The sequence below is a fragment of the Bradyrhizobium cosmicum genome (assembly GCF_007290395.2).
Classification (GTDB): domain Bacteria; phylum Pseudomonadota; class Alphaproteobacteria; order Rhizobiales; family Xanthobacteraceae; genus Bradyrhizobium; species Bradyrhizobium cosmicum.
Window position 1 is genome coordinate 4,070,169 of the sequence record NZ_CP041656.2, and the last position, 17,877, is coordinate 4,088,045.

Sequence of the window (17,877 nt, forward strand, 5' to 3'; positions counted from 1 at the left end):
TTTCAAGTACTGAGCTGACCAAGACTGATCAGAACACAAGTTCAGACGTCAAAGCCCCGGCATCGTCCGGGGCTTTTTCGTTGTGAGCCGTCGTCGCCTGACGGACGCCCTCACCCTGCTGCACGCGCCCCACGCTGAGCGCCACCGCGCGATTGATCATGGCAGCGCTTCTCGCAACAGCAGACGCATTGTGCCGGCGGCGCCATTGTATCCCAACCGAAGCTACGGCTACTGTGCCCTCCAAGTGATCGCAGGCCCCATGGCGATCGTTCATGCCGTGGGCCGCGACAGAACCAGACCAGTGGGGAGGATCGCATGCGCAAATTTCTGCTTGTAGCAGGCTTGTTTGCCCTCGCCGTCGGGCTGCTCTGGATCGGACAGGGCACGGGCACCATCGCCTGGCCGCGATCGAGCTTCATGGTCAACGAGCTGCAGTGGGCCGGCTATGGCGCAGCCATGGCGGGTTTTGGGCTGGTCCTGATCTGGCAAAGCAACCAATAGAAGAAACCAGGAAATAAAAACATGACATCCAACCGGTTCGATCTCCGCGGCAAAGTCGCAATCGTCACAGGGGGAAATGGCGGCATCGGGCTTGGCCTGGCGCACGGGCTCGCCGACGCAGGCGCCGATATCGCCGTGGTCGGACGCAATGAAGCCAAGTCGGCCGCCGCGGTTGCCGACCTCAAGCAGCGCGGCGTGAAGGCGATTGCCGTCACCACCGACGTCACCGACAAGGCGGCCATCGCTGCAATGGTCGAGCGTGTCGTCAGGGATCTCGGCCGCATCGACATCCTCATCAACAATGCCGGCATGAGCATCCGTAAGCCGCCGCACGAGCTCGAGCTCGACGAATGGAACACGGTGATCAACACCAACCTCACCAGCGCATTCCTGTGCTCGAAGCTGGCCTATCCGGCGCTGAAGGCGTCGGGCAACGGCAAGGTCATCAACATCGGCTCGATGATGTCGATCTTCGGTGCGAGCTTCGCCACCGCCTATGCGGCCAGCAAGGGCGGCATCGTGCAGTACACGCGCGCCTGCGCTAATGCCTGGGCGCCCGACAACATCCAGGTCAATGCCATCCTGCCGGGCTGGATCGACACCGACCTCACCCGCGGCGCGCGCAAGCAGGTCTCGGGCCTGCACGAGCGCGTGCTGGCGCGCACGCCCGCCGGGCGCTGGGGCGACATCGACGACTTCGCGGGCATCGCCGTCTTCCTCGCCTCGCCCGCCTCGAACTTCGTCACGGGCACCGCGATTCCCGTCGACGGCGGGTTCTCGGTGATGGCGTAGGAAGCATCCCACGAACAACCAAAAGCCCCGGCTGCACGCCGGGGCTTTCATGGATTATGCGCGGGAAGAATCAGTATTTCGCGACGACGGATGTTGGACCGAAGCGATAATTAACGCCGACACGGACGGCGTCCGTCACGTGGCTGAAGCCATAGGTCGCGACCACGCCGGGGAGAGCCGCCGGATCGGCCATGGTGACGTTCGACCGACCTAGATCGAGGTGCAGATACTCGCCACGCAACGTCCAACTGGGGGCAAAGCCCCATTCGACGCCGGCGCCTGCCGCCCATCCCACCCGCGTGCTGCTGTCGTTGCCAGCGAAGTTGCCCGTTGCCGGCGCATAGGAATTGGTGACCGTGGTTCTGACACCGCCGTAGGCGAGACCGCCTGTCGCGTACAACAGCGCCGGGCCGACTGGCAATCCAACGCGTCCGCGTAGCGTGCCGAACCAGGCGATGTAATCGCGCGCGGTGGAGACACTCGGGGCAATACCAGCCGTAGTGCCCGGGAAAGCGAGTGTCGAAGTACGGCCGATATCCGCGCCCTGGATATCGGCTTCGACGCCGACCAGCCAATTGGCCATTTGCCAGTTGTAGCCGACCTGCCCGCCACCAAAGCCGCCTTCATGTTTGACACCAAAGAACGTGGGGGTGCCCCCTACGGCCAGCACGGCGTTGAACAGCGGATCGGCCGACACCAGACGTCCTGTCGCGTTGCCTTCGAATGCCCAGCCGCCATTCACGCCGGCATACCAGCCGGTCCAGTTGTAGACCGCCGCCGGCGGCATGATCGCAGACGCCTTCACGGCCATGTCCGCGGCGGAAGCCGCTCCGCCTGTGGCAACGGAGAGCAGCAAAGCAACGGCAAGCGTCCGCGCAACTTGTCTTTTCATCACCAATTCCAAATTATCGCGCAACATTGAGGACGTTGCGCGAGATTCGCAGGAACAGGTTATGCTGCGTCATAGACGCGAGCGTCCTTCGATCGGATGACAACGCAAAAAAGAAGCCCCGGGCGAAGCCGGGGCTTTTAAATTTGGGTCGTGATCGTTTCTTGTCGCTTGCTTGGTCGTTTCTTGACGCACTCAGTAACGGCCGATGACCGGTCCATCGAACTTGTAGCTCGCGCGGACGACGGCCCACTGGATGTCGCGCGGCTTGGCATCGAAGGTGTAGCTGCCGGAGGTGCCGCCGAGCTGATAGGTCTGGCTGCCGAAGGCCGCGTAGTTGTATTCGAGGCCGACGATCCAGTTGCGGGTGATGCCGTATTCCCAACCGGCGCCGACGGTCCAGCCGTTGGCCCAGTGGGTCTGACCGCCCGAGCCGGTCGACGGATTCGGAACGTTGTCGACCACCGAAAGACGGTTGTTCACGCCGGCATAGCCGCCCTTGACGTAGAACAGGTTGTTCTGCACGGCAAAGCCGGCACGACCGACGACCGTCGCAAGCACATTTGCGCGCCAGCTGAACTGATCGTCGAGGCCGGCGCCAAACACGGTGTTCGTGAACGAGCCCTTGTTGTCGAGGCCGGAGATCGTGCCTTCCATGCCGAACACGTAGTTGTTGGCCTGCCAGTTGTAGCCGATCTGGGCGCCGCCCATGACGCCCGACTTGCGTTGACGGAAGCCCTCGCCCGGAGCGAGATCGCCGAAGCCCGTCGTGTTTCCGCTGTTGATGAACTGCTCGTTGGTCCAGGCGCCACCGATGTGGCCGCCGACATAGAACCCGGTCCAGTTGAACAGCGGCTCGACATAAGCCGGCGCCTTCGTGTAGCGCGCACCAAGATCGGCGGCGGAGGCAGCACCGGCCGAAACCAGAGCGGTCGTGCAGGCGAAGGCGGCAATCAATTTGTTACGCATGGTACACCCCGTGTCCTTTGATGGGCGCACGGTCACACGCAGGTCTTACTCAAATTTGAATCAAGAAAGTTAAGACGCCGGATTGACCTCGGGCCGACCTTGAATCCGTTTGCGCTGTTGCATGCGCGCAACGCATTGCGCGCAATTTAACGCGACATTATCCCTACCGAATTCGTGCGCTATGGTGACGACATTGCCTTCGACTGCACATGCTCGGGCCGCACGCCAAGCGCAAGCAGCCGCGCCGGAATGCCCTGAAGCCATGGCAGCGCAGTGACGAGGCGCACGACCAGCGGCACCTTCAGAGGCCGGTCGCCGCCCTGCAGGGCGCCGCGGATGATATTGTTCTGCACGACCACCTGCATGGCTTGCGTCATCTTCACCGGGAATTCACGCCGGCGGCGCACGGCGTCGAGCTCGTTCTCGGACGGGCAGCCGTGCTGAAGCTTGTCGGCGAGCAGGTTGGCGGTCGCGACCGCATCCTGCACGGCGAGATTGACCCCGACACCGCCGACCGGAGACATCGCATGCGCGGCATCGCCGATGCAGAGCAGACCCGGCCGCGTCCAGCTCGCCAGGCGGTTGATCGCCACGGTGAGCAGCTTGACGTCGTCGAAGCCCTTCACATCGGCAATGCCGCACTCGAGCACCGGCGCCATGCGCACGATGTCGTCCAGCAGCGCCTGCAATCCCCTTGCCTTCACCGCGTCGTATTGTCCCTTGGCAATGACATAGGCGCATTGCCAGTAGTCGCCGCGGTCGAAGGTGATCATCATCCTGCCGGACTCGACGCGCGCGAACAGGTTCTCGGTCTCGTCCGCCTTGCGGCCGACGCGGAACCACAGCACATCCATCGGCGCGCCGATCTCCTCCACACTGAGCCCCGCGCGCTCGCGCACGGTCGAATGCCGGCCGTCGCAAGCGATGGTGAGATCGGCTTCGATATCGATCGGCCCCTCCGGCGTCCTCGCACGCACGCCGGCGATGGCGTCGCCATGGCGGATCAGGTCGACGGCTTCCGCATTCATCATCACCTTGAGCGAAGCAAAGCGCTTGCCGGCCTCGCGCATGAAATTCAGAAAATCCCATTGCGGCATGAAGGCGATGAACGGGTATTTGGTGTGGAGCCGGCCGAGATCGGCGATGCGCACATGCGTGCCGCCAAACAGGCCGTCCATCTTCTGCAGGCGCTGGTGCGGCAGCTTCAGGAAGGCGTCGATCAGACCGAGCTCGTCCATGACCTGAAGCGTCGAGGGATGCACGGTGTCGCCACGGAAGTCGCGGAAGAAATCCGCATGCTTCTCCAGCACCACGACCTCGATGCCGGCGCGCCCCAGGAGATAGCCGAGCATCATGCCCGCAGGCCCGCCGCCGACAATGCAGCACCGGACCTTCACGGAACGCGCCTGGGGTGGCTGTGACGCAGCTGGTTCCACGATCGGGTCCTCGTTTACGACTTTAGTCCTCTTCGCACTGCAGCAACATTGAATTGGTTTGCCGCAGCGGTGAATGGCCGTTAGCGTTGCAAAGACGTCGATCGATTTCGGGAAGTTGCAGTGCAGACGATTCTCATAGTGCTCGGCATCTGGCTGCTGATCAACGTGCTTTTCGTCGTGATCATGCTGCCGCCGCGCAAACCGCGGAAGCCGGATCAGCACGGCACAGGCACACTCGCGCCGGTGCGGATCGACCAGAACGGCTATCCGTTCGAGGAGCAGGAGAAGTTCCTGCTTCGCCACGTCGTCATCTCGATCGCCATGGGGGCGTTCTTCTCGCTGGCACCACCCTTGATGGAAGCAATTGACTCCATCAAGCGCGCCATCAGGAAGCGCCGCGGCTGACAGCGTTCCGCGCAGGAACCATTCTCCGCGCCGAGGCGTCAACAGATCCTCAGACCGTCCCCGGAGTGCTTAGTTGTTGCTGCGGTTGGTGGTGCGGAAACTCTTGATCTCCGACACGCTGCCGTCGCGATAGGTCAGCTCCACCGAGACGGACTGCGTCGCCGGGGCGAGCTTCATGTAGAGCGGCATGCCGGCGCTGATCGCGCTCGGATCGCGCATGTCGCAGTTCGGCATCTTCAGCACCTGGTTCGGCACGGCGGTGTCGATCCCGATGCGCACCTCGCGGATGGCGCAGCGATACGAAACCAGATGCGTGTAGTAGACCAGCAGCCCGTTGAACTCGCGAAACGACAGCCAGCTCGTCGCGGTCATGTCGAGGATCTTGCGCTGGTCGCGGATCAGAGCGGCCTCCGGATCGAACTTGATCGGAAACGGCCCCTGCATGTCGCCGGACTGGTCGACATAGCGAACCTCGATGGTGCCGGCCTGCGCGTCGGGCGGCAATTCGATCGACGGGTTCGGCATTCGCTTGCGCGTGCGCGGATCGAGCGTGTCGATGAAGCCGGTTTCGCGAAAATCGGCATTGCCGGCCATGCGCCAGGAAATGCCGAGCGTGGGGTCGGCGAAAGAGAACACCACGCTCCAGCCGCCATTGTGCCGCGAGAAGCTCGCGATCGGCGCATTGGAGGTTTCCTCCTTCGGCAGGCGCGGCACCGACACCGGCGGCAGCGCCGCGACCTTCTGCGGCGGAGGATCGGCGGGACGCGCGGTAGCATCCTTGGCGATACCGCTGAGGAAGACGTCGTCGACCATCTGGTCGAAATAAACCGGCACCTGCCTGTGCTTGACGGTGCCGGCCATCTCGCTGACGAGACGGCGGGTGCGCTGTGCCACCTGCACGAGGTTCTCGCCGGGCTCGAGCAGCGCCCTGGCAAAGGTGCGCGTGAACACCGAATTCGGATTGGCGTCGTCGTTGGAGAGACGATCAAGAGCGGTCTGGCGGGGACCTGCCGAGAACACCGAGAACACGCCCTCTGGCAGTTGCGTCATTGGCGCAAGCCCGCCGGAACCTGCGACTGCACGCGTCCCGCTGCGTTCGAACGGATTGTTGCGGCAGGCGTCGAACACCAGGATCGAGGTCCGTGCCTTCTTGTTCTGCAGGCGCTCGATGATGCGGTCGGCAAGGATCGAGGCGTCGCGCACCAGCTCTTCCTGCCCTTCCGTCGCCGCCGGCACGTCGGTCGGCAGCAGGTAGTTCTGGCCCGCGATCTCGAATCCGTGGCCGGCATAGAAGAAGAACGCGGTGTCGCCAGGCTCGACCGTCCTGTCGAAGGCGAGCAACGTCTCGGAGAATTGCTGCCGGCTCTGGTTCTCGGCGACCATCACCGAGAAGCCGAGCTGCTTCAGCGTATCGCCCATGGTGCGGGCGTCGTTGACGGCCTTGAGCAGTTTCGGGACGTTCCTGTAGTCGTTGTTGCCGACGACGAGCGCGACGCGCTTCTCGGCATGGGCCGGAAGCGCGATCGCGCTCAGGCACGCCGCAAGGCCGAGGGCTGCCAGAATTCTGAAAGGCCAACGCGTCATCGCGAAATTCCCGTTGCAGGACGGCGCTCCGCCGGCTCCTTCGAACAGAGGTTCATTGGAGCCGTCCGCCGCTGATGTGATAGTCGGTCCAGCCGTATCGACGGTTCAACAGGCAATTGCCTCCGGTTCCATCAAACCCCTATGGCAGATTCCTCCGGAATCTGCTTTTTCGTAGACAATCATCTTGGGCAATTGCACTGGAAGCAGGGGCTGCCGTGTATCGCTGGTGTACCGACGAAGTCGATCCGCATGACCGCTTCGACTATTGGCGCGAGGTGCGCTCCAAAGGCCTGTTCGGCGTCACCGCCGAGCTCGAACGCGAACGGCGCGGAGACTTCTACGGCGAATTCTCGCTGCGCCAGATCGGCTGCGCCGGCCTCGTCGAGCTGAAGGCCTCGCACTATACGGTCGAGCGCAGCGCCGCCGACATCGCCTACGCGCCCGGCGACAGCATCTGCGTCTACCAGCAGCTTGGTATCGGCGGCTGGTTCGGCGGCATGCGCGCAGGCGATTTCGCGATCGCCAATGGCGGCTTCGCCACCAGCCATACCGACCAGCCCTATCGCACCGTGCCGCTCGGCGCAGGCGGCTTCCACCTGCGGATCCTGAAGATCCCCGTCAGCGGCCTGTCGACGCAGGACAAGCGCATGCGCGAGCTTGTGCCCCGGCGGTTCGACGATCCAGGCCTGGCGCCCCTGCTTGATGCCTGCTTCGCCGACGTCGGCGAGGCCGCCGAGGGCGACGACGGCGCCACCGGTGAAACCGCTCTGGTCCAGGCCTCCCTGGTTCAGGCGCTCGGCCATCTGGCGCTGATCGAGCGCGGCATCGTACGGCCCGGCAGCCGGCTCGGCCAGGCGGCGCTGCGAACCGCGCGCCACTCGCAAGCACGGCGCCTGATCGCACGCCACCTGCAAGACCCCGGTCTGGCACCGGCGATGGTGGCCGCCCTGCTCGGCGTGTCCGTGCGTCACCTGCATATGCTGTTCGAATCGGCGGCAAAGAGCTTCTCGCAAACAGTGACCGACGAGCGCCTGAAACAGAGCCGCCGCCTGATGCGCGAGGCGCCGGACCGGCTGATCGCCGACATCGCGACCTCCTGCGGCTTCGAGAGCCTGGCGACCTACTATCGGGTCTTCAACGCCGCCTACGGGATGGCCCCAGGCGATTTCCGCGCCCAAGCGGCGCGTTAGCGTTCTGGCTACCGCTGCAGGCCGGTCGACGGCCGAGGCGGAAAACCCCAGTCAAGCCCGCTATTTGGGCGAAAAGCTCAGGTTTTTTAGGGTCTTCCCGCGCCCGCTCCATTGACTTTGCCCGATTCCCGCCTATGTTCCGAAGCGACGCGGCTCAGATCGAAGACCGATTCCTGAGCGTTGCGCTTGGTTCGCGTGAGTCAGCACCCCCAGCTTCTTTGAGAGCGCGCCGTTTCGGGGTGGAACGCGACAGCCTTAATCACCCTCGATTCCGAACGGCGGTTTCGAGCAGAGGCTCAATGTCCTTTTCAAATCTCGGACTATCCGAAAAAGTCCTCGCCGCAGTGGCGGCCACAGGTTACACTACCCCCACCCCCATCCAGGAACAGGCGATCCCCCACGTCCTCGCTCGCAAGGACGTGCTCGGCATCGCCCAGACCGGCACCGGCAAGACCGCGGCCTTCGTGCTGCCGATGCTCACCATCCTCGAAAAGGGCAGAGCCCGGGCGCGCATGCCGCGCACGCTGATCCTGGAGCCGACCCGCGAGCTTGCGGCGCAGGTGAAGGAAAACTTCGACCGCTACGGGGCCGGCCAGAAGCTTAACGTCGCCCTCCTGATCGGCGGCGTGTCATTCGGCGACCAGGATGCCAAGCTGACGCGCGGCGTCGACGTCCTGATCGCAACGCCCGGCCGCCTGCTTGACCATACCGAGCGCGGCGGTCTGCTGCTCACCGGCGTCGAGCTGCTCGTCATCGACGAAGCCGACCGCATGCTGGACATGGGCTTCATTCCCGACATCGAACGCGTCTGCAAGCTCGTCCCGTTCACGCGGCAGACGCTGTTTTTCACCGCGACCATGCCGCCGGAGATCCGGCGCATCACCGAGACCTTCCTGCACAATCCGCAGAAGGTCGAAGTGTCCAAGCCCGCCACCACCGCCGTGACCGTCACGCAGTGTCAGGTCCCCGCCGGCCGCGAGGCGCATGAGAAGCGCGAATTGTTGCGACGCCTGCTGCGCGAGGCCAAGGATCTCCAGAACGCGATCATCTTCTGCAATCGCAAGCGTGAAGTCGCGGTCGTCCACAAATCGCTGCAGAAGCACGGTTTCAGCGTCGGCGCCCTGCACGGCGACATGGACCAGTCGGCCCGCACGGCGGCGCTCGAACAGTTCCGCAAGGGCGAGCTGCCGCTGCTCGTGGCCTCTGACGTCGCCGCCCGCGGCCTCGACATCCCCGAGGTCAGCCACGTCTTCAATTTCGACGTTCCCCACCATCCCGACGATTACGTCCATCGCGTCGGCCGTACCGGCCGCGCCGGCCGCACCGGCACCGCGATCTCGCTCGTGACACCGCTCGACCAGAAGTCGATGGTCGCGATCGAGAAGCTGATCGGCCAGACCATTCCGCGCGCCGAGGGCGACTACGAAGTGAGCGCCGGCGGCGCCGAGCAGAGCGAGCGTCCGCGCGAGCAGCGTGGCCGCGAACGTTCGCGCGGCGGACGCGGCAAGCCGCAACGCGGCCGCCGCGACCGTGAACGCAGCCACGAGCCGCGCGAAGCGCGTGGCGAGGCGAGACAGGCTTCTGAGCCGAGGCCTGCGGCAGAAGCGCGGCCCGCCCCCGAGGCGAGGCCCGCACGCGAGGCAAGGCCTCCCCGTGAGGCGCGGGCCTCCTCCGAGCCGCGTCACAACTCGCGCCCGCAAGCCAATGCGGCGCACGTGCCTTCGATCGGACGTCCCGAGCCGCGCCGCCAGCGCGACGCCGACAGCGAGCCCGGCGATCATTCGCATCTTCCGGCGTTTCTGCTCCGGCCGGTGCGCTCCCCCGCCGGCGCCTGAACCACAATGCACCGGGAGTCGCGGTTGAGCAGGCTCGCCGCGACACTTTTTCTGATGCATTGAAGCCCGTATATTTACTGGCCGTTCACGAACACCCGTTAGCCTACGAACATAATTTAAGCATTGTAGCGACCGGCCGCGCACCGGCCGCCGTGGGGAATGTTCCGTGGTCAAGGTGCTCGACGAACACGAACGCACGATGGCGTTTGCCGAAGTGGCGCTCGGTCAGATCCGGTCGCTTCGGCAAACCGCGATCCCTCGCAATTACGAGATCTGGTACGTCTACGCCACGGGCTATAACGCTCCGCTCAACAAGATCATCAACGAGACGCTGGCGCGCCACGGCAAGCTGACCGAAGGCGATCTCGAGCAGATCTACGAGACCTATCTCTCCCATATCAAGACCACCGACCGTATCGACAAGGTCGGTGCGCGCGTCATCGGCGAGATCGACGACGTGATGAAGGTCTTGAGCGAAGCGCTCGGGATGACCGGCTCCTACGATGCCAGCCTGTCGGGCGCGACCGAAAGACTCTCGTCCGCCCAGAGCCGAGAACAGATCACCTCGATCGTCGAGACGCTGCTGCGTTCGACCACGGAGATGCGCGAGACCAACAAGGCGCTCGAAGACCGGCTCTCGCTGTCGAAGAACGAGATCAGCAACCTCCAGCAGAGCCTGGAGGCGATCCGCGCCGAGAGCCTGACCGATCCGCTCACGGGGCTCGGCAACCGCAAATATTTCGATCGCATGATCGGCATGGCCGTGCAGAGCGCGCTTGCGTCGGGCGAGCCGCTGTCACTGCTGCTGTTCGACATCGACCACTTCAAGTCGTTCAACGATTCCTACGGCCATCTCACCGGTGACCAGGTGCTGCGGCTCGTCGGCCTGTCGCTGAAGCAGACCATCAAGGGCCAGGACATCACCGCGCGCTATGGCGGCGAGGAATTCGCGGTGGTGCTTCCCAGCACCTCGCTGCGCCAGGCCCTCACTGTGGCCGACCACATCCGCCGTGCGGTGATGGCGAAGGAATTGAAGAAGAAGTCGACCGGCGAGATCCTCGGCCGCGTCACCATCTCCGTCGGCGTATCAATGCTTAAGCAGGGCGACGACACCGAAGCGCTGATCGAGCGCGCGGACGCCTGCCTCTACGCCGCCAAGCGCAACGGCCGCAACCGCGTGATCTGCGAAGCCGATCCGGAGTTCGTCGTCGAGACCCATAGCCGGGTGGCGTGACGCCGAAGCGGCGCGCGCTTGACATTCAAACCTCACGAACGACATCGTCCTCGCCGTCTCACCGCGACCATCCAGAGGACTCGTCGTCGTGCCAAACCCTCATGATTTTCACACCCCGCAACCGTCCTACACCAGGGACGAGCTGCTGAGATCGAGCGAGGGCGGCTATTTCGGCCCGGGCAATGCGCAACTGCCTGCACCGCCCATGCTGATGATGGACCGCATCACCGAGATCAGCGTGGACGGCGGCGAATTCGGCAAGGGCCACATCACGGGCGAGCTCGACATCGCACCAGGCCATTGGTTCTTCGATTGCCACTTTCGCGGTGATCCGATCATGCCGGGAAGCCTCGGCCTCGATGCGATGTGGCAGATGATCGGCTACTGGCTCGGCTGGTCGGGGTCCCCGGGCAAGGGCCGCGCCATCGGCGTCGGCGAGGTGGAAGCCACGGGATTCATCACGCCGGACACAGCATGCGTGCGCTACGAGGTCGCCATGCGCATGGTCCGGCGCGGCAAGCTGGTGCTCGGAATTGCCGACGGCCGCGTGCTTGCGGACGGCGTCTGTGTCTTCACGGCCAAGGATATGAGAGTCGGTCTGACGAAGTCCGTGGAGTGAAGTCTCGCAGGGTGAGCACGCATCCTACCGCACCGCTCTCTTGGTTGCTTTCTTGGCCTGACGCTTCTTGGCAGCGGGCTTCTTCGCCGCGGCCTTTTTCGCAGGCTTGCTCGCTGCTTTCTTCTTCGGCCGCTTCACCTTGGCGCGCTGGGCGGCGGCGAGTGCAGCCCTCGCCCATCTGACGAGATCCTCGGAATCGTCGAACAGGCGCGCCGGCAGCTCCCAGTAGGAATTGACCGTCACGGTCTTGGCACGGGTCGAATACTGGAACGGCCTTGAGCCTTCGGCCTCATAGTCCGGGATTGTCGCCGCGTCGGCGCGGAAGAACAGGCCGGCGCGCAAGGCGAGCGCGAAGTTGATGCCATCGGCGGAGATGCCGTAGCCGGAGAACATCTTGCGGATGGTAACGGGGCCGAAATCGGCGAACAGGTCGATCAGGAATTCACGGTCCATCGCCCAACTCTCCCCCCTCGGCGTCTTCCCCGCGAAAGCGGGGACCCATAACCACAGGAAGAAGTTTAACGAAGACTGTTGGTCGTTCCAGCGTGGTATTGATACGCCAGATCACGCGGTATGGGTCCCGGCGTTCGCCGGGACGACGACGGAGCACTTGGCGCGGACGAGGCTTAGCCGTCGATCTTGGCCGGCCGCAGCTCGACCGATTCGCCGCAGCCGCAGGCGGAGACCTGGTTGGGGTTGTTGAAGACGAACTGGGCCTGCATCTTGTCGGCCTTGTAGTCCATCTCGGTGCCGAGCAGGAACAGCACGGCCTTGGGGTCGACCAGGATCTTGACACCCTTGTCCTCGACGACCTCGTCGGTCGGGCGGACATCATGGGCATATTCGACCGTGTAAGACTGGCCGGCACAGCCGCCGTTCTTCACGCCGACGCGGAGGCCGACGATCTCGGAGTCCGCGCGGCTCGTCAGTTCGCTGATGCGCTGGGCGGCAGCGTCGGTCAGCCGCATCACCTGCGGGCGTGGCCGCCGCGGCTTGGGAGTGGATGCTGGTGTCGAGCCTGACGATATCTGGGTCATGTCAATGATGTGGTCCGTTGCGGCGCGAATTCAATGCCGAAGATTCAAAGCAGGCGTTACGCGTCACCACATGTTGAGCACGAGGCGGGCCTCGTCGCTCATGCGTTCGGGGGTCCAGGCCGGCTCCCAGACGACTTTGACGTCGACCACGCCGACGCCGGGAACGCTGGCGACCGCGTTTTCGACCATGGTCGGCAGTTCGCCGGCGGCCGGACAGTTCGGCGTCGTCAGAGTCATCTGGACGTCGACCGAGCGGTCGTCCTTGATCTCGACTTTGTAGATCAGGCCGAGCTCGTAAATGTCGGCCGGAATTTCCGGATCGAACACGGTCTTGAGGCCGGCGATGATCTCGGTGGTGAGACGCTCGGTTTCCTCCGGCGGCAGCGCCGAATGGGTCTCCATCGGATTGGCTTTGATTTCGGCCGTGTCACTCATGCGAACAAATCCCGCGCTTTCAAAAGCGCCTGTGCCAGATGATCGACTTCTTCCCGTGTATTATACATGCCGAACGAGGCTCGGCATGTGGCCGTAACGTTGAACCGCTCTAAAAGCGGCATCACGCAATGGGTGCCGGCGCGCACCGCGATGCCCTGGCGGTCGATCACGGTGGCAACGTCGTGGGCGTGGGCGCCCTTGAGCTCGAAGGAGATCACCGGGCCCTTGCCCCGCGCCGTGCCGATCAGCCGCAGCGAGTTGATCTCGCGCAGCTTCTCCTGGGCGTAGGTGACCAGATCGTGCTCGTGCGCGGCGATGCGCTCCTTGCCGATCGAGTTGACGTAGTCGATGGCCGCGCCAAGGCCGACGGCCTCGACGATCGCGGGCGTGCCGGCCTCGAATTTGTGCGGGGGATCGCCATAGGTGACGATGTCGCGCGAGACCTCGCGAATCATCTCGCCGCCGCCGTTGAAGGGGCGCATCGCGACGAGGTGGTCGTACTTGGCCCAGAGCACGCCGATGCCGGTCGGACCGTAGACCTTGTGGCCGGTGAAGACGTAGAAATCGCAGCCGATGTCCTGGACGTCCACGGGCAGATGCACCGCGCCTTGGCTGCCGTCGACCAGCACGGGAATGCCGCGTGCGTGGGCGATCTTCACGACGTCCTTGACCGGCACGATGGTGCCGAGAGCGTTCGACATCTGCGTGATCGCGACCAGCTTGGTCTTCGACGTCAGCAGCTTCTCGAACTCGTCGATTAGGAAATTGCCCTCGTCGTCGACCGGCGCCCATTTGATCACCGCGCCCTGGCGTTCCCTGAGGAAATGCCACGGCACGATGTTGGAATGGTGCTCCATGATCGAGATGACGATCTCGTCGCCCTCTTTGATGTTCGGCCCGCCCCAGGACGATGCGACCAGATTGATCGCCTCCGTCGCATTGCGGGTGAAGATCACTTCCTCGGTCCGCGGCGCATTGATGAACTGCGCGACCTTGGTGCGGCCGCCTTCATAGGCTTCCGTCGCGGCGTTGGCGAGGTAATGCAGGCCGCGATGCACGTTGGCGTATTCGCTGGTATAGGCCTGCGTCATGCGGTCGAGCACGGCGCTCGGCTTCTGGGCGGAGGCGGCGTTGTCGAGATAGACCAGCGGCTTGCCGTAGACCTGCATGGCGAGCGCCGGGAAGTCCTGGCGCACGCGCGCGACGTCGTAGGCGCCGTTCTTGACTGCGGGATGCGTGCTCATTGGCGCCGCTCCAGCCAGCACTCGGCAATGCCGATCACGTGCTCGCGCAAGCCGTCGTCGGCAATCTGCTCGATGGCTTCGCCGACGAAGGCCTGGATCAGCAGCGCCTGGGCCTGCTTCTCGGGCAGGCCGCGCGCCTTCAGGTAGAACAGCAGGTTGTCGTCGAGCGCGCCGGCGGTGGCACCGTGGCCGCAGGAGACGTCGTCGGCAAAGATTTCCAGCTCAGGCTTGTTGTCGGCTTCGGCTTCGTCCGAGAGCAGCAGCGCGCGGATCATCATCTTGCCGTCGGTCTTCTGCGCGTCGGGACGGACGATGATGCGGCCCTGGAACACCGAATGGGCACGATCGTCCAGCACGGCGCGGAAGATTTCGCGGCTGACGCAGTTCGGTACGGCGTGGTCGACCACCAGCGTGGTGTCACCATGCTCGGTCTTCTGCAACAGGTTCGCGCCGTTGACCAGGAGCTCACTGCCCTCGCCCGCCAGGGTGATGAAGCCCTGCAGGCGGCTGACGGCAGCACCGGTGGTCATGTTGAAGAAGTTCAGCTTCGAGTTCGCACCGACGGTGACGAACTGCGAGGTGATGTTCACGGCGTCAGGCGCATCGTCCATCAAGCGAATATGCGCGACGTCAGCGTTGTCGCCGACCGTGACAATGACGGCGTCGCTGACCTGGTAGGCTTTTGCACCAGCGGCGACGAAGGTCTCGATGATGGTAGCGCGGGCGCCGTTCCCGACCTTTACCTGCGAACGGGTGAAGGTCGACACCGAAGCGGCGGTCGCGACGTGGATGATCTGGATCGGCGCTGACAGCTGTGCGCCGTCCGCGATCGACAAGACGACGCCGTCGGTCGCCAACGCGGCATTCAGCGCGATCACGGCATCCGTGGCTGCGGTCTTCAGAAGATCAGAACTCTTGTCCAGAGTCTCCCGCAACGTCGCAAAGCCCGCCTCGGCAGCCAGCGCCTTGGCGTCGGAGAGATCGGCCGCGAACACCCCGTCGACCAGCACCAGCTTGCGGGCGCCATTGATCGCATGCGCCTTCACGGCATCCGCGGCAAGTTTCAGCGCAGCCGCATCGGGCGCGGCCGCAAGCGGCAGCACCTCGCCGACAAGCGCGCGCAGATCGGTGTATTTCCATTCCTCGATCCGGCGATGCGGCAGGCCGAGACGCTCATAGGTCTCAAACGCCTCGCGGCGGGCCGCGATCACGGAAGGCGAACCCGGCAACCGGCCTTCGGCGCTGGCGAAGAGATCGCTCACCGCGCGGCCGTTTCCGGTCTTTGCCACAGCAACGTTCATCGCAAAATTCCTTACGCGGCGTCCTCGAACTGGGCGTAGCCGGACGCCTCCAGCTCGAGCGCCAGTTCCTTGCCGCCGCTCTTCACGACACGGCCCCTCGACATCACGTGCACGATGTCCGGCACGATGTAGTTCAGGAGCCGCTGATAGTGGGTGATGACGACCATCGCGCGCTTGGGCGAGTGCAGCGCATTGACGCCGTCGGCCGCGATGCGCAGCGCGTCGATGTCGAGGCCCGAATCCATCTCGTCGAGGATGCAAAGGCTCGGTTCGAACAGCGCCATCTGCAACACCTCGTTGCGCTTCTTCTCGCCGCCGGAGAAGCCGACATTGACGCCGCGCTTGAGCATGTCCTGCGGGATGTTCAGCGACTTCGAGACCTCGCGGACTTTCTTCAGGAAGTCCGGCGTCGAATATTCGCTCTCGCCGCGCGCCTTGCGCTGCGCGTTCAGTGCGGTGCGCAGGAACGTCATGGTGGCAACGCCGGGAATCTCGACCGGATACTGGAACGCCAGGAACACGCCCTTGGCGGCGCGCTCTTCCGGTTTCATCTCCAGCAGGTCTTCTCCCTTGAACAGGATCTGGCCGCCGGTGACCTCATAGCCCGGCTTACCGGCGATGACGTGGGAGAGCGTCGACTTGCCGGAGCCGTTCGGCCCCATGATGGCGTGGATCTCGCCCTCGTTCACGGTCAGCGTCAGGCCGTGGAGGATCTCACGCTCCTCGACACGAACCTGCAGGTCTTTCACTTCAAGCAAAGCCATAATTTTTTTCCATCTATCCCCTCATCCTGAGGAGCGCCGAAGGCGCGTCTCGAAGGAATGAGGCCAACAATCTTTCCGTAGCCATCCTTCGAGACGGCCGCATTCCGCGGCCTCCTCAGGATGAAGCCTGGGCTAGCCGACACTGCCTTCGAGCGAGATCGAGATCAGCTTCTGCGCTTCCACCGCGAACTCCATCGGCAGTTGCTGCAGCACGTCCTTGACGAAGCCGTTGACGACGAGGCCGACCGCCTCTTCCTGCGAAAGGCCGCGCTGGATGCAGTAGAACAGCACGTCCTCGGAGATCTTCGAGGTCGTGGCCTCGTGCTCGAACGTCGCCGAGGAGTTCTTCGCCTCGATATACGGCACGGTGTGCGCGCCGCATTTGTCGCCGATCAGCAGGGAATCGCAGGCCGTGAAGTTGCGCGCGCCGGTCGCCTTGCGATGGGCGGTGACGAGGCCGCGATAGGTGTTCTGCGACTTGCCGGCTGCGATGCCCTTGGAGATGATCCGGCTCGACGTGTTCTTGCCGAGATGGATCATCTTGGTGCCGGAGTCGACCTGCTGATAGCCGTTCGAGATCGCGATCGAGTAGAACTCGCCGCGCGAGTTGTCGCCGCGGAGAATGCAGCTCGGGTACTTCCAGGTGATCGCCGACCCGGTCTCGACCTGGGTCCAGGAGATCTTGGAGTTGTTGCCACGGCAGTCGCCACGCTTGGTGACGAAATTGTAGATGCCGCCCTTGCCTTCCGAATTGCCGGGATACCAGTTCTGCACCGTCGAATATTTGATCTCGGCGTCGTCATGGGCGACGAGCTCGACCACGGCGGCGTGCAGCTGGTTCTCGTCGCGCTGCGGTGCGGTGCAGCCTTCGAGATAGCTGACGTAAGAGCCCTTGTCGGCGATGATCAGCGTGCGCTCGAACTGGCCGGTGTTGCGCTCGTTGATGCGGAAATAGGTCGACAGCTCCATCGGGCAGCGCACCCCCGGCGGCACGTAGACGAACGAGCCGTCGGAGAACACCGCCGAGTTCAGCGTCGCGTAGAAATTGTCAGAAGTCGGAACCACCGAGCCCAGATATTTCTGGACCAGTTCGGGATGCTCGCGGATCGCCTCCGAGATCGGCATGAAGATCACGCCGGCCTTCTTCAACTCGGCCTTGAAGGTGGTCGCGACCGAGACCGAATCGAACACCGCGTCGACCGCGATCTTGCGCCTGTTGGGGTCCTGCTCGCCGGGCTTGGGCTCGACGCCTTCGAGCATGGCGACTTCCCGCAAGGGGATGCCGAGCTTCTCGTAGGTCTTCAGGATCTCCGGATCGATCTCGTCGAGCGAGGTGATCGTCTTCTTCGGCTTCGGCGCCGAATAGTAATAGAGGTCCTGGAAGTCGATCTTGGGATAGTCGACGCGGGCCCAGGTCGGCTCGGTCATGGTCAGCCAGCGCCGATAGGCCTCGAGCCGCCACTGGAGCATCCAGGCGGGTTCGTTCTTCTTCTCGGAGATGAACTTGACGGTCTCTTCCGACAGCCCCTTGGGGGCCTTGTCGGACTCGATCAGGGTCTCAAACCCATAACGATACTGATCGACGTCGATGCGCTTCACGCGATCGACCGTCTCTTGCACGGCTGGCATTCTATCCTCCGCT

The 17,877-nt window shown here is 63.9% G+C and carries 19 protein-coding genes; 7 read left to right on the forward strand and 12 right to left on the reverse strand.

The genetic code is table 11. From position 1 onward, the window contains the following. Positions 1-28: 28 nt before the first annotated feature. Positions 29-160, reverse strand: a complete 132-nt coding sequence (locus FNV92_RS19640; RefSeq protein ID WP_283812494.1) for a hypothetical protein — start codon at positions 158-160, stop codon at positions 29-31. Positions 161-315: 155 nt separating this feature from the next. Here FNV92_RS19640 and FNV92_RS19645 point away from each other — a divergent pair, with 155 nt between their 5' ends. Both FNV92_RS19645 and FNV92_RS19650 read left to right on the forward strand, forming a co-directional pair. Next, entirely contained in the window at positions 316-501 is a 186-nt protein-coding gene (locus FNV92_RS19645) for a hypothetical protein (RefSeq protein ID WP_143844952.1), read from the forward strand. 21 nt (positions 502-522) lie between these two features. Further along, complete coding sequence (locus FNV92_RS19650) at positions 523-1,293, forward strand: SDR family NAD(P)-dependent oxidoreductase (RefSeq protein ID WP_143844950.1); 771 nt, start codon at positions 523-525, stop codon at positions 1,291-1,293. 70 nt (positions 1,294-1,363) lie between these two features. Here FNV92_RS19650 and FNV92_RS19655 read toward each other — a convergent pair whose 3' ends face one another. From FNV92_RS19655 to FNV92_RS19665, 3 genes are all read right to left on the reverse strand, one after another. After that, positions 1,364-2,212: an outer membrane protein gene (locus FNV92_RS19655; protein WP_143844948.1), complete on the reverse strand. Its 849-nt coding sequence runs from the start codon at positions 2,210-2,212 to the stop codon at positions 1,364-1,366. A 165-nt stretch (positions 2,213-2,377) separates the two neighbouring features. After that, complete coding sequence (locus FNV92_RS19660; RefSeq protein ID WP_143844946.1) at positions 2,378-3,151, reverse strand: outer membrane protein; 774 nt, start codon at positions 3,149-3,151, stop codon at positions 2,378-2,380. A gap of 179 nt (positions 3,152-3,330) precedes the next feature. Beyond that, positions 3,331-4,506, reverse strand: coding sequence for an FAD-dependent oxidoreductase (locus FNV92_RS19665; protein ID WP_416377761.1), 1,176 nt, complete (start codon positions 4,504-4,506; stop codon positions 3,331-3,333). A gap of 201 nt (positions 4,507-4,707) precedes the next feature. On the opposite strand from FNV92_RS19665, the gene FNV92_RS19670 reads away from it, so the two are divergent. Next, entirely contained in the window at positions 4,708-4,992 is a 285-nt protein-coding gene (locus tag FNV92_RS19670) for a hypothetical protein (protein WP_015686418.1), read from the forward strand. Positions 4,993-5,061: 69 nt separating this feature from the next. Here FNV92_RS19670 and FNV92_RS19675 read toward each other — a convergent pair whose 3' ends face one another. Then, positions 5,062-6,576 carry a caspase family protein gene (locus tag FNV92_RS19675; protein WP_143844942.1) on the reverse strand — a complete coding sequence of 505 codons (1,515 nt, stop codon included), beginning with the start codon at positions 6,574-6,576 and terminating at the stop codon, positions 5,062-5,064. Positions 6,577-6,791: 215 nt separating this feature from the next. Here FNV92_RS19675 and FNV92_RS19680 point away from each other — a divergent pair, with 215 nt between their 5' ends. The 4 genes from FNV92_RS19680 to fabA all read left to right on the forward strand — a co-directional run bounded on the left by FNV92_RS19680 (position 6,792) and on the right by fabA (position 11,454). Then, positions 6,792-7,766: a helix-turn-helix transcriptional regulator gene (locus FNV92_RS19680; protein ID WP_143844940.1), complete on the forward strand. Its 975-nt coding sequence runs from the start codon at positions 6,792-6,794 to the stop codon at positions 7,764-7,766. A gap of 299 nt (positions 7,767-8,065) precedes the next feature. Beyond that, the gene (locus FNV92_RS19685) at positions 8,066-9,601 is read left to right on the forward strand and encodes a DEAD/DEAH box helicase (RefSeq protein WP_143844939.1); all 1,536 of its coding nucleotides are present in this window, start codon (positions 8,066-8,068) and stop codon (positions 9,599-9,601) included. Positions 9,602-9,767: 166 nt separating this feature from the next. Then, positions 9,768-10,835: a GGDEF domain-containing protein gene (locus FNV92_RS19690; protein WP_143844937.1), complete on the forward strand. Its 1,068-nt coding sequence runs from the start codon at positions 9,768-9,770 to the stop codon at positions 10,833-10,835. An 88-nt stretch (positions 10,836-10,923) separates the two neighbouring features. Further along, the gene (gene fabA, locus FNV92_RS19695) at positions 10,924-11,454 is read left to right on the forward strand and encodes a bifunctional 3-hydroxydecanoyl-ACP dehydratase/trans-2-decenoyl-ACP isomerase (protein ID WP_015686423.1); all 531 of its coding nucleotides are present in this window, start codon (positions 10,924-10,926) and stop codon (positions 11,452-11,454) included. A 24-nt stretch (positions 11,455-11,478) separates the two neighbouring features. On the opposite strand, the gene FNV92_RS19700 is transcribed toward fabA, so the two are convergent. The 7 genes from FNV92_RS19700 to sufB all read right to left on the reverse strand — a co-directional run bounded on the left by FNV92_RS19700 (position 11,479) and on the right by sufB (position 17,864). Further along, positions 11,479-11,907 (reverse strand): TfoX/Sxy family protein, encoded by a 429-nt coding sequence (locus FNV92_RS19700; protein ID WP_143844935.1) that lies wholly within the window; start codon positions 11,905-11,907, stop codon positions 11,479-11,481. Positions 11,908-12,080: 173 nt separating this feature from the next. Continuing rightward, the gene (locus tag FNV92_RS19705; RefSeq protein WP_143844933.1) at positions 12,081-12,491 is read right to left on the reverse strand and encodes a HesB/IscA family protein; all 411 of its coding nucleotides are present in this window, start codon (positions 12,489-12,491) and stop codon (positions 12,081-12,083) included. Between the two features lie 63 nt (positions 12,492-12,554). Next, positions 12,555-12,926, reverse strand: a complete 372-nt coding sequence (locus FNV92_RS19710) for an SUF system Fe-S cluster assembly protein (RefSeq protein WP_015686425.1) — start codon at positions 12,924-12,926, stop codon at positions 12,555-12,557. Beyond that, the gene (locus tag FNV92_RS19715; RefSeq protein WP_143844932.1) at positions 12,923-14,170 is read right to left on the reverse strand and encodes a cysteine desulfurase; all 1,248 of its coding nucleotides are present in this window, start codon (positions 14,168-14,170) and stop codon (positions 12,923-12,925) included. Before FNV92_RS19715 ends, FNV92_RS19710 begins: the two co-directional genes overlap by 4 nt. Then, positions 14,167-15,471: a Fe-S cluster assembly protein SufD gene (gene sufD / locus FNV92_RS19720; protein ID WP_143844931.1), complete on the reverse strand. Its 1,305-nt coding sequence runs from the start codon at positions 15,469-15,471 to the stop codon at positions 14,167-14,169. Before sufD ends, FNV92_RS19715 begins: the two co-directional genes overlap by 4 nt. 11 nt (positions 15,472-15,482) lie before the next feature. Continuing rightward, complete coding sequence (sufC, locus tag FNV92_RS19725) at positions 15,483-16,235, reverse strand: Fe-S cluster assembly ATPase SufC (protein WP_143844929.1); 753 nt, start codon at positions 16,233-16,235, stop codon at positions 15,483-15,485. A gap of 132 nt (positions 16,236-16,367) precedes the next feature. Next, positions 16,368-17,864, reverse strand: a complete 1,497-nt coding sequence (sufB, locus tag FNV92_RS19730) for a Fe-S cluster assembly protein SufB (RefSeq protein WP_015686429.1) — start codon at positions 17,862-17,864, stop codon at positions 16,368-16,370. Between the last annotated feature and the right edge of the window lie 13 nt (positions 17,865-17,877).

Bases quoted from the DNA above. Each gene is read 5' to 3' on its own strand.
- FNV92_RS19640 (WP_283812494.1), bottom strand. From the start codon at position 160: ATGATCAATCGCGCGGTGGCGCTCAGCGTGGGGCGCGTGCAGCAGGGT.
- FNV92_RS19645 (WP_143844952.1), top strand. From the start codon at position 316: ATGCGCAAATTTCTGCTTGTAGCAGGCTTGTTTGCCCTCGCCGTCGGG.
- FNV92_RS19650 (WP_143844950.1), top strand. From the start codon at position 523: ATGACATCCAACCGGTTCGATCTCCGCGGCAAAGTCGCAATCGTCACA.
- FNV92_RS19655 (WP_143844948.1), bottom strand. From the start codon at position 2,212: ATGTTGCGCGATAATTTGGAATTGGTGATGAAAAGACAAGTTGCGCGG.
- FNV92_RS19660 (WP_143844946.1), bottom strand. From the start codon at position 3,151: ATGCGTAACAAATTGATTGCCGCCTTCGCCTGCACGACCGCTCTGGTT.
- FNV92_RS19665 (WP_416377761.1), bottom strand. From the start codon at position 4,506: ATGATGCTCGGCTATCTCCTGGGGCGCGCCGGCATCGAGGTCGTGGTG.
- FNV92_RS19675 (WP_143844942.1), bottom strand. From the start codon at position 6,576: ATGACGCGTTGGCCTTTCAGAATTCTGGCAGCCCTCGGCCTTGCGGCG.
- FNV92_RS19685 (WP_143844939.1), top strand. From the start codon at position 8,066: ATGTCCTTTTCAAATCTCGGACTATCCGAAAAAGTCCTCGCCGCAGTG.
- FNV92_RS19700 (WP_143844935.1), bottom strand. From the start codon at position 11,907: ATGGACCGTGAATTCCTGATCGACCTGTTCGCCGATTTCGGCCCCGTT.
- FNV92_RS19705 (WP_143844933.1), bottom strand. From the start codon at position 12,491: ATGACCCAGATATCGTCAGGCTCGACACCAGCATCCACTCCCAAGCCG.
- FNV92_RS19710 (WP_015686425.1), bottom strand. From the start codon at position 12,926: ATGAGTGACACGGCCGAAATCAAAGCCAATCCGATGGAGACCCATTCG.
- FNV92_RS19715 (WP_143844932.1), bottom strand. From the start codon at position 14,170: ATGAGCACGCATCCCGCAGTCAAGAACGGCGCCTACGACGTCGCGCGC.
- sufD (WP_143844931.1), bottom strand. From the start codon at position 15,471: ATGAACGTTGCTGTGGCAAAGACCGGAAACGGCCGCGCGGTGAGCGAT.
- sufC (WP_143844929.1), bottom strand. From the start codon at position 16,235: ATGGCTTTGCTTGAAGTGAAAGACCTGCAGGTTCGTGTCGAGGAGCGT.
- sufB (WP_015686429.1), bottom strand. From the start codon at position 17,864: ATGCCAGCCGTGCAAGAGACGGTCGATCGCGTGAAGCGCATCGACGTC.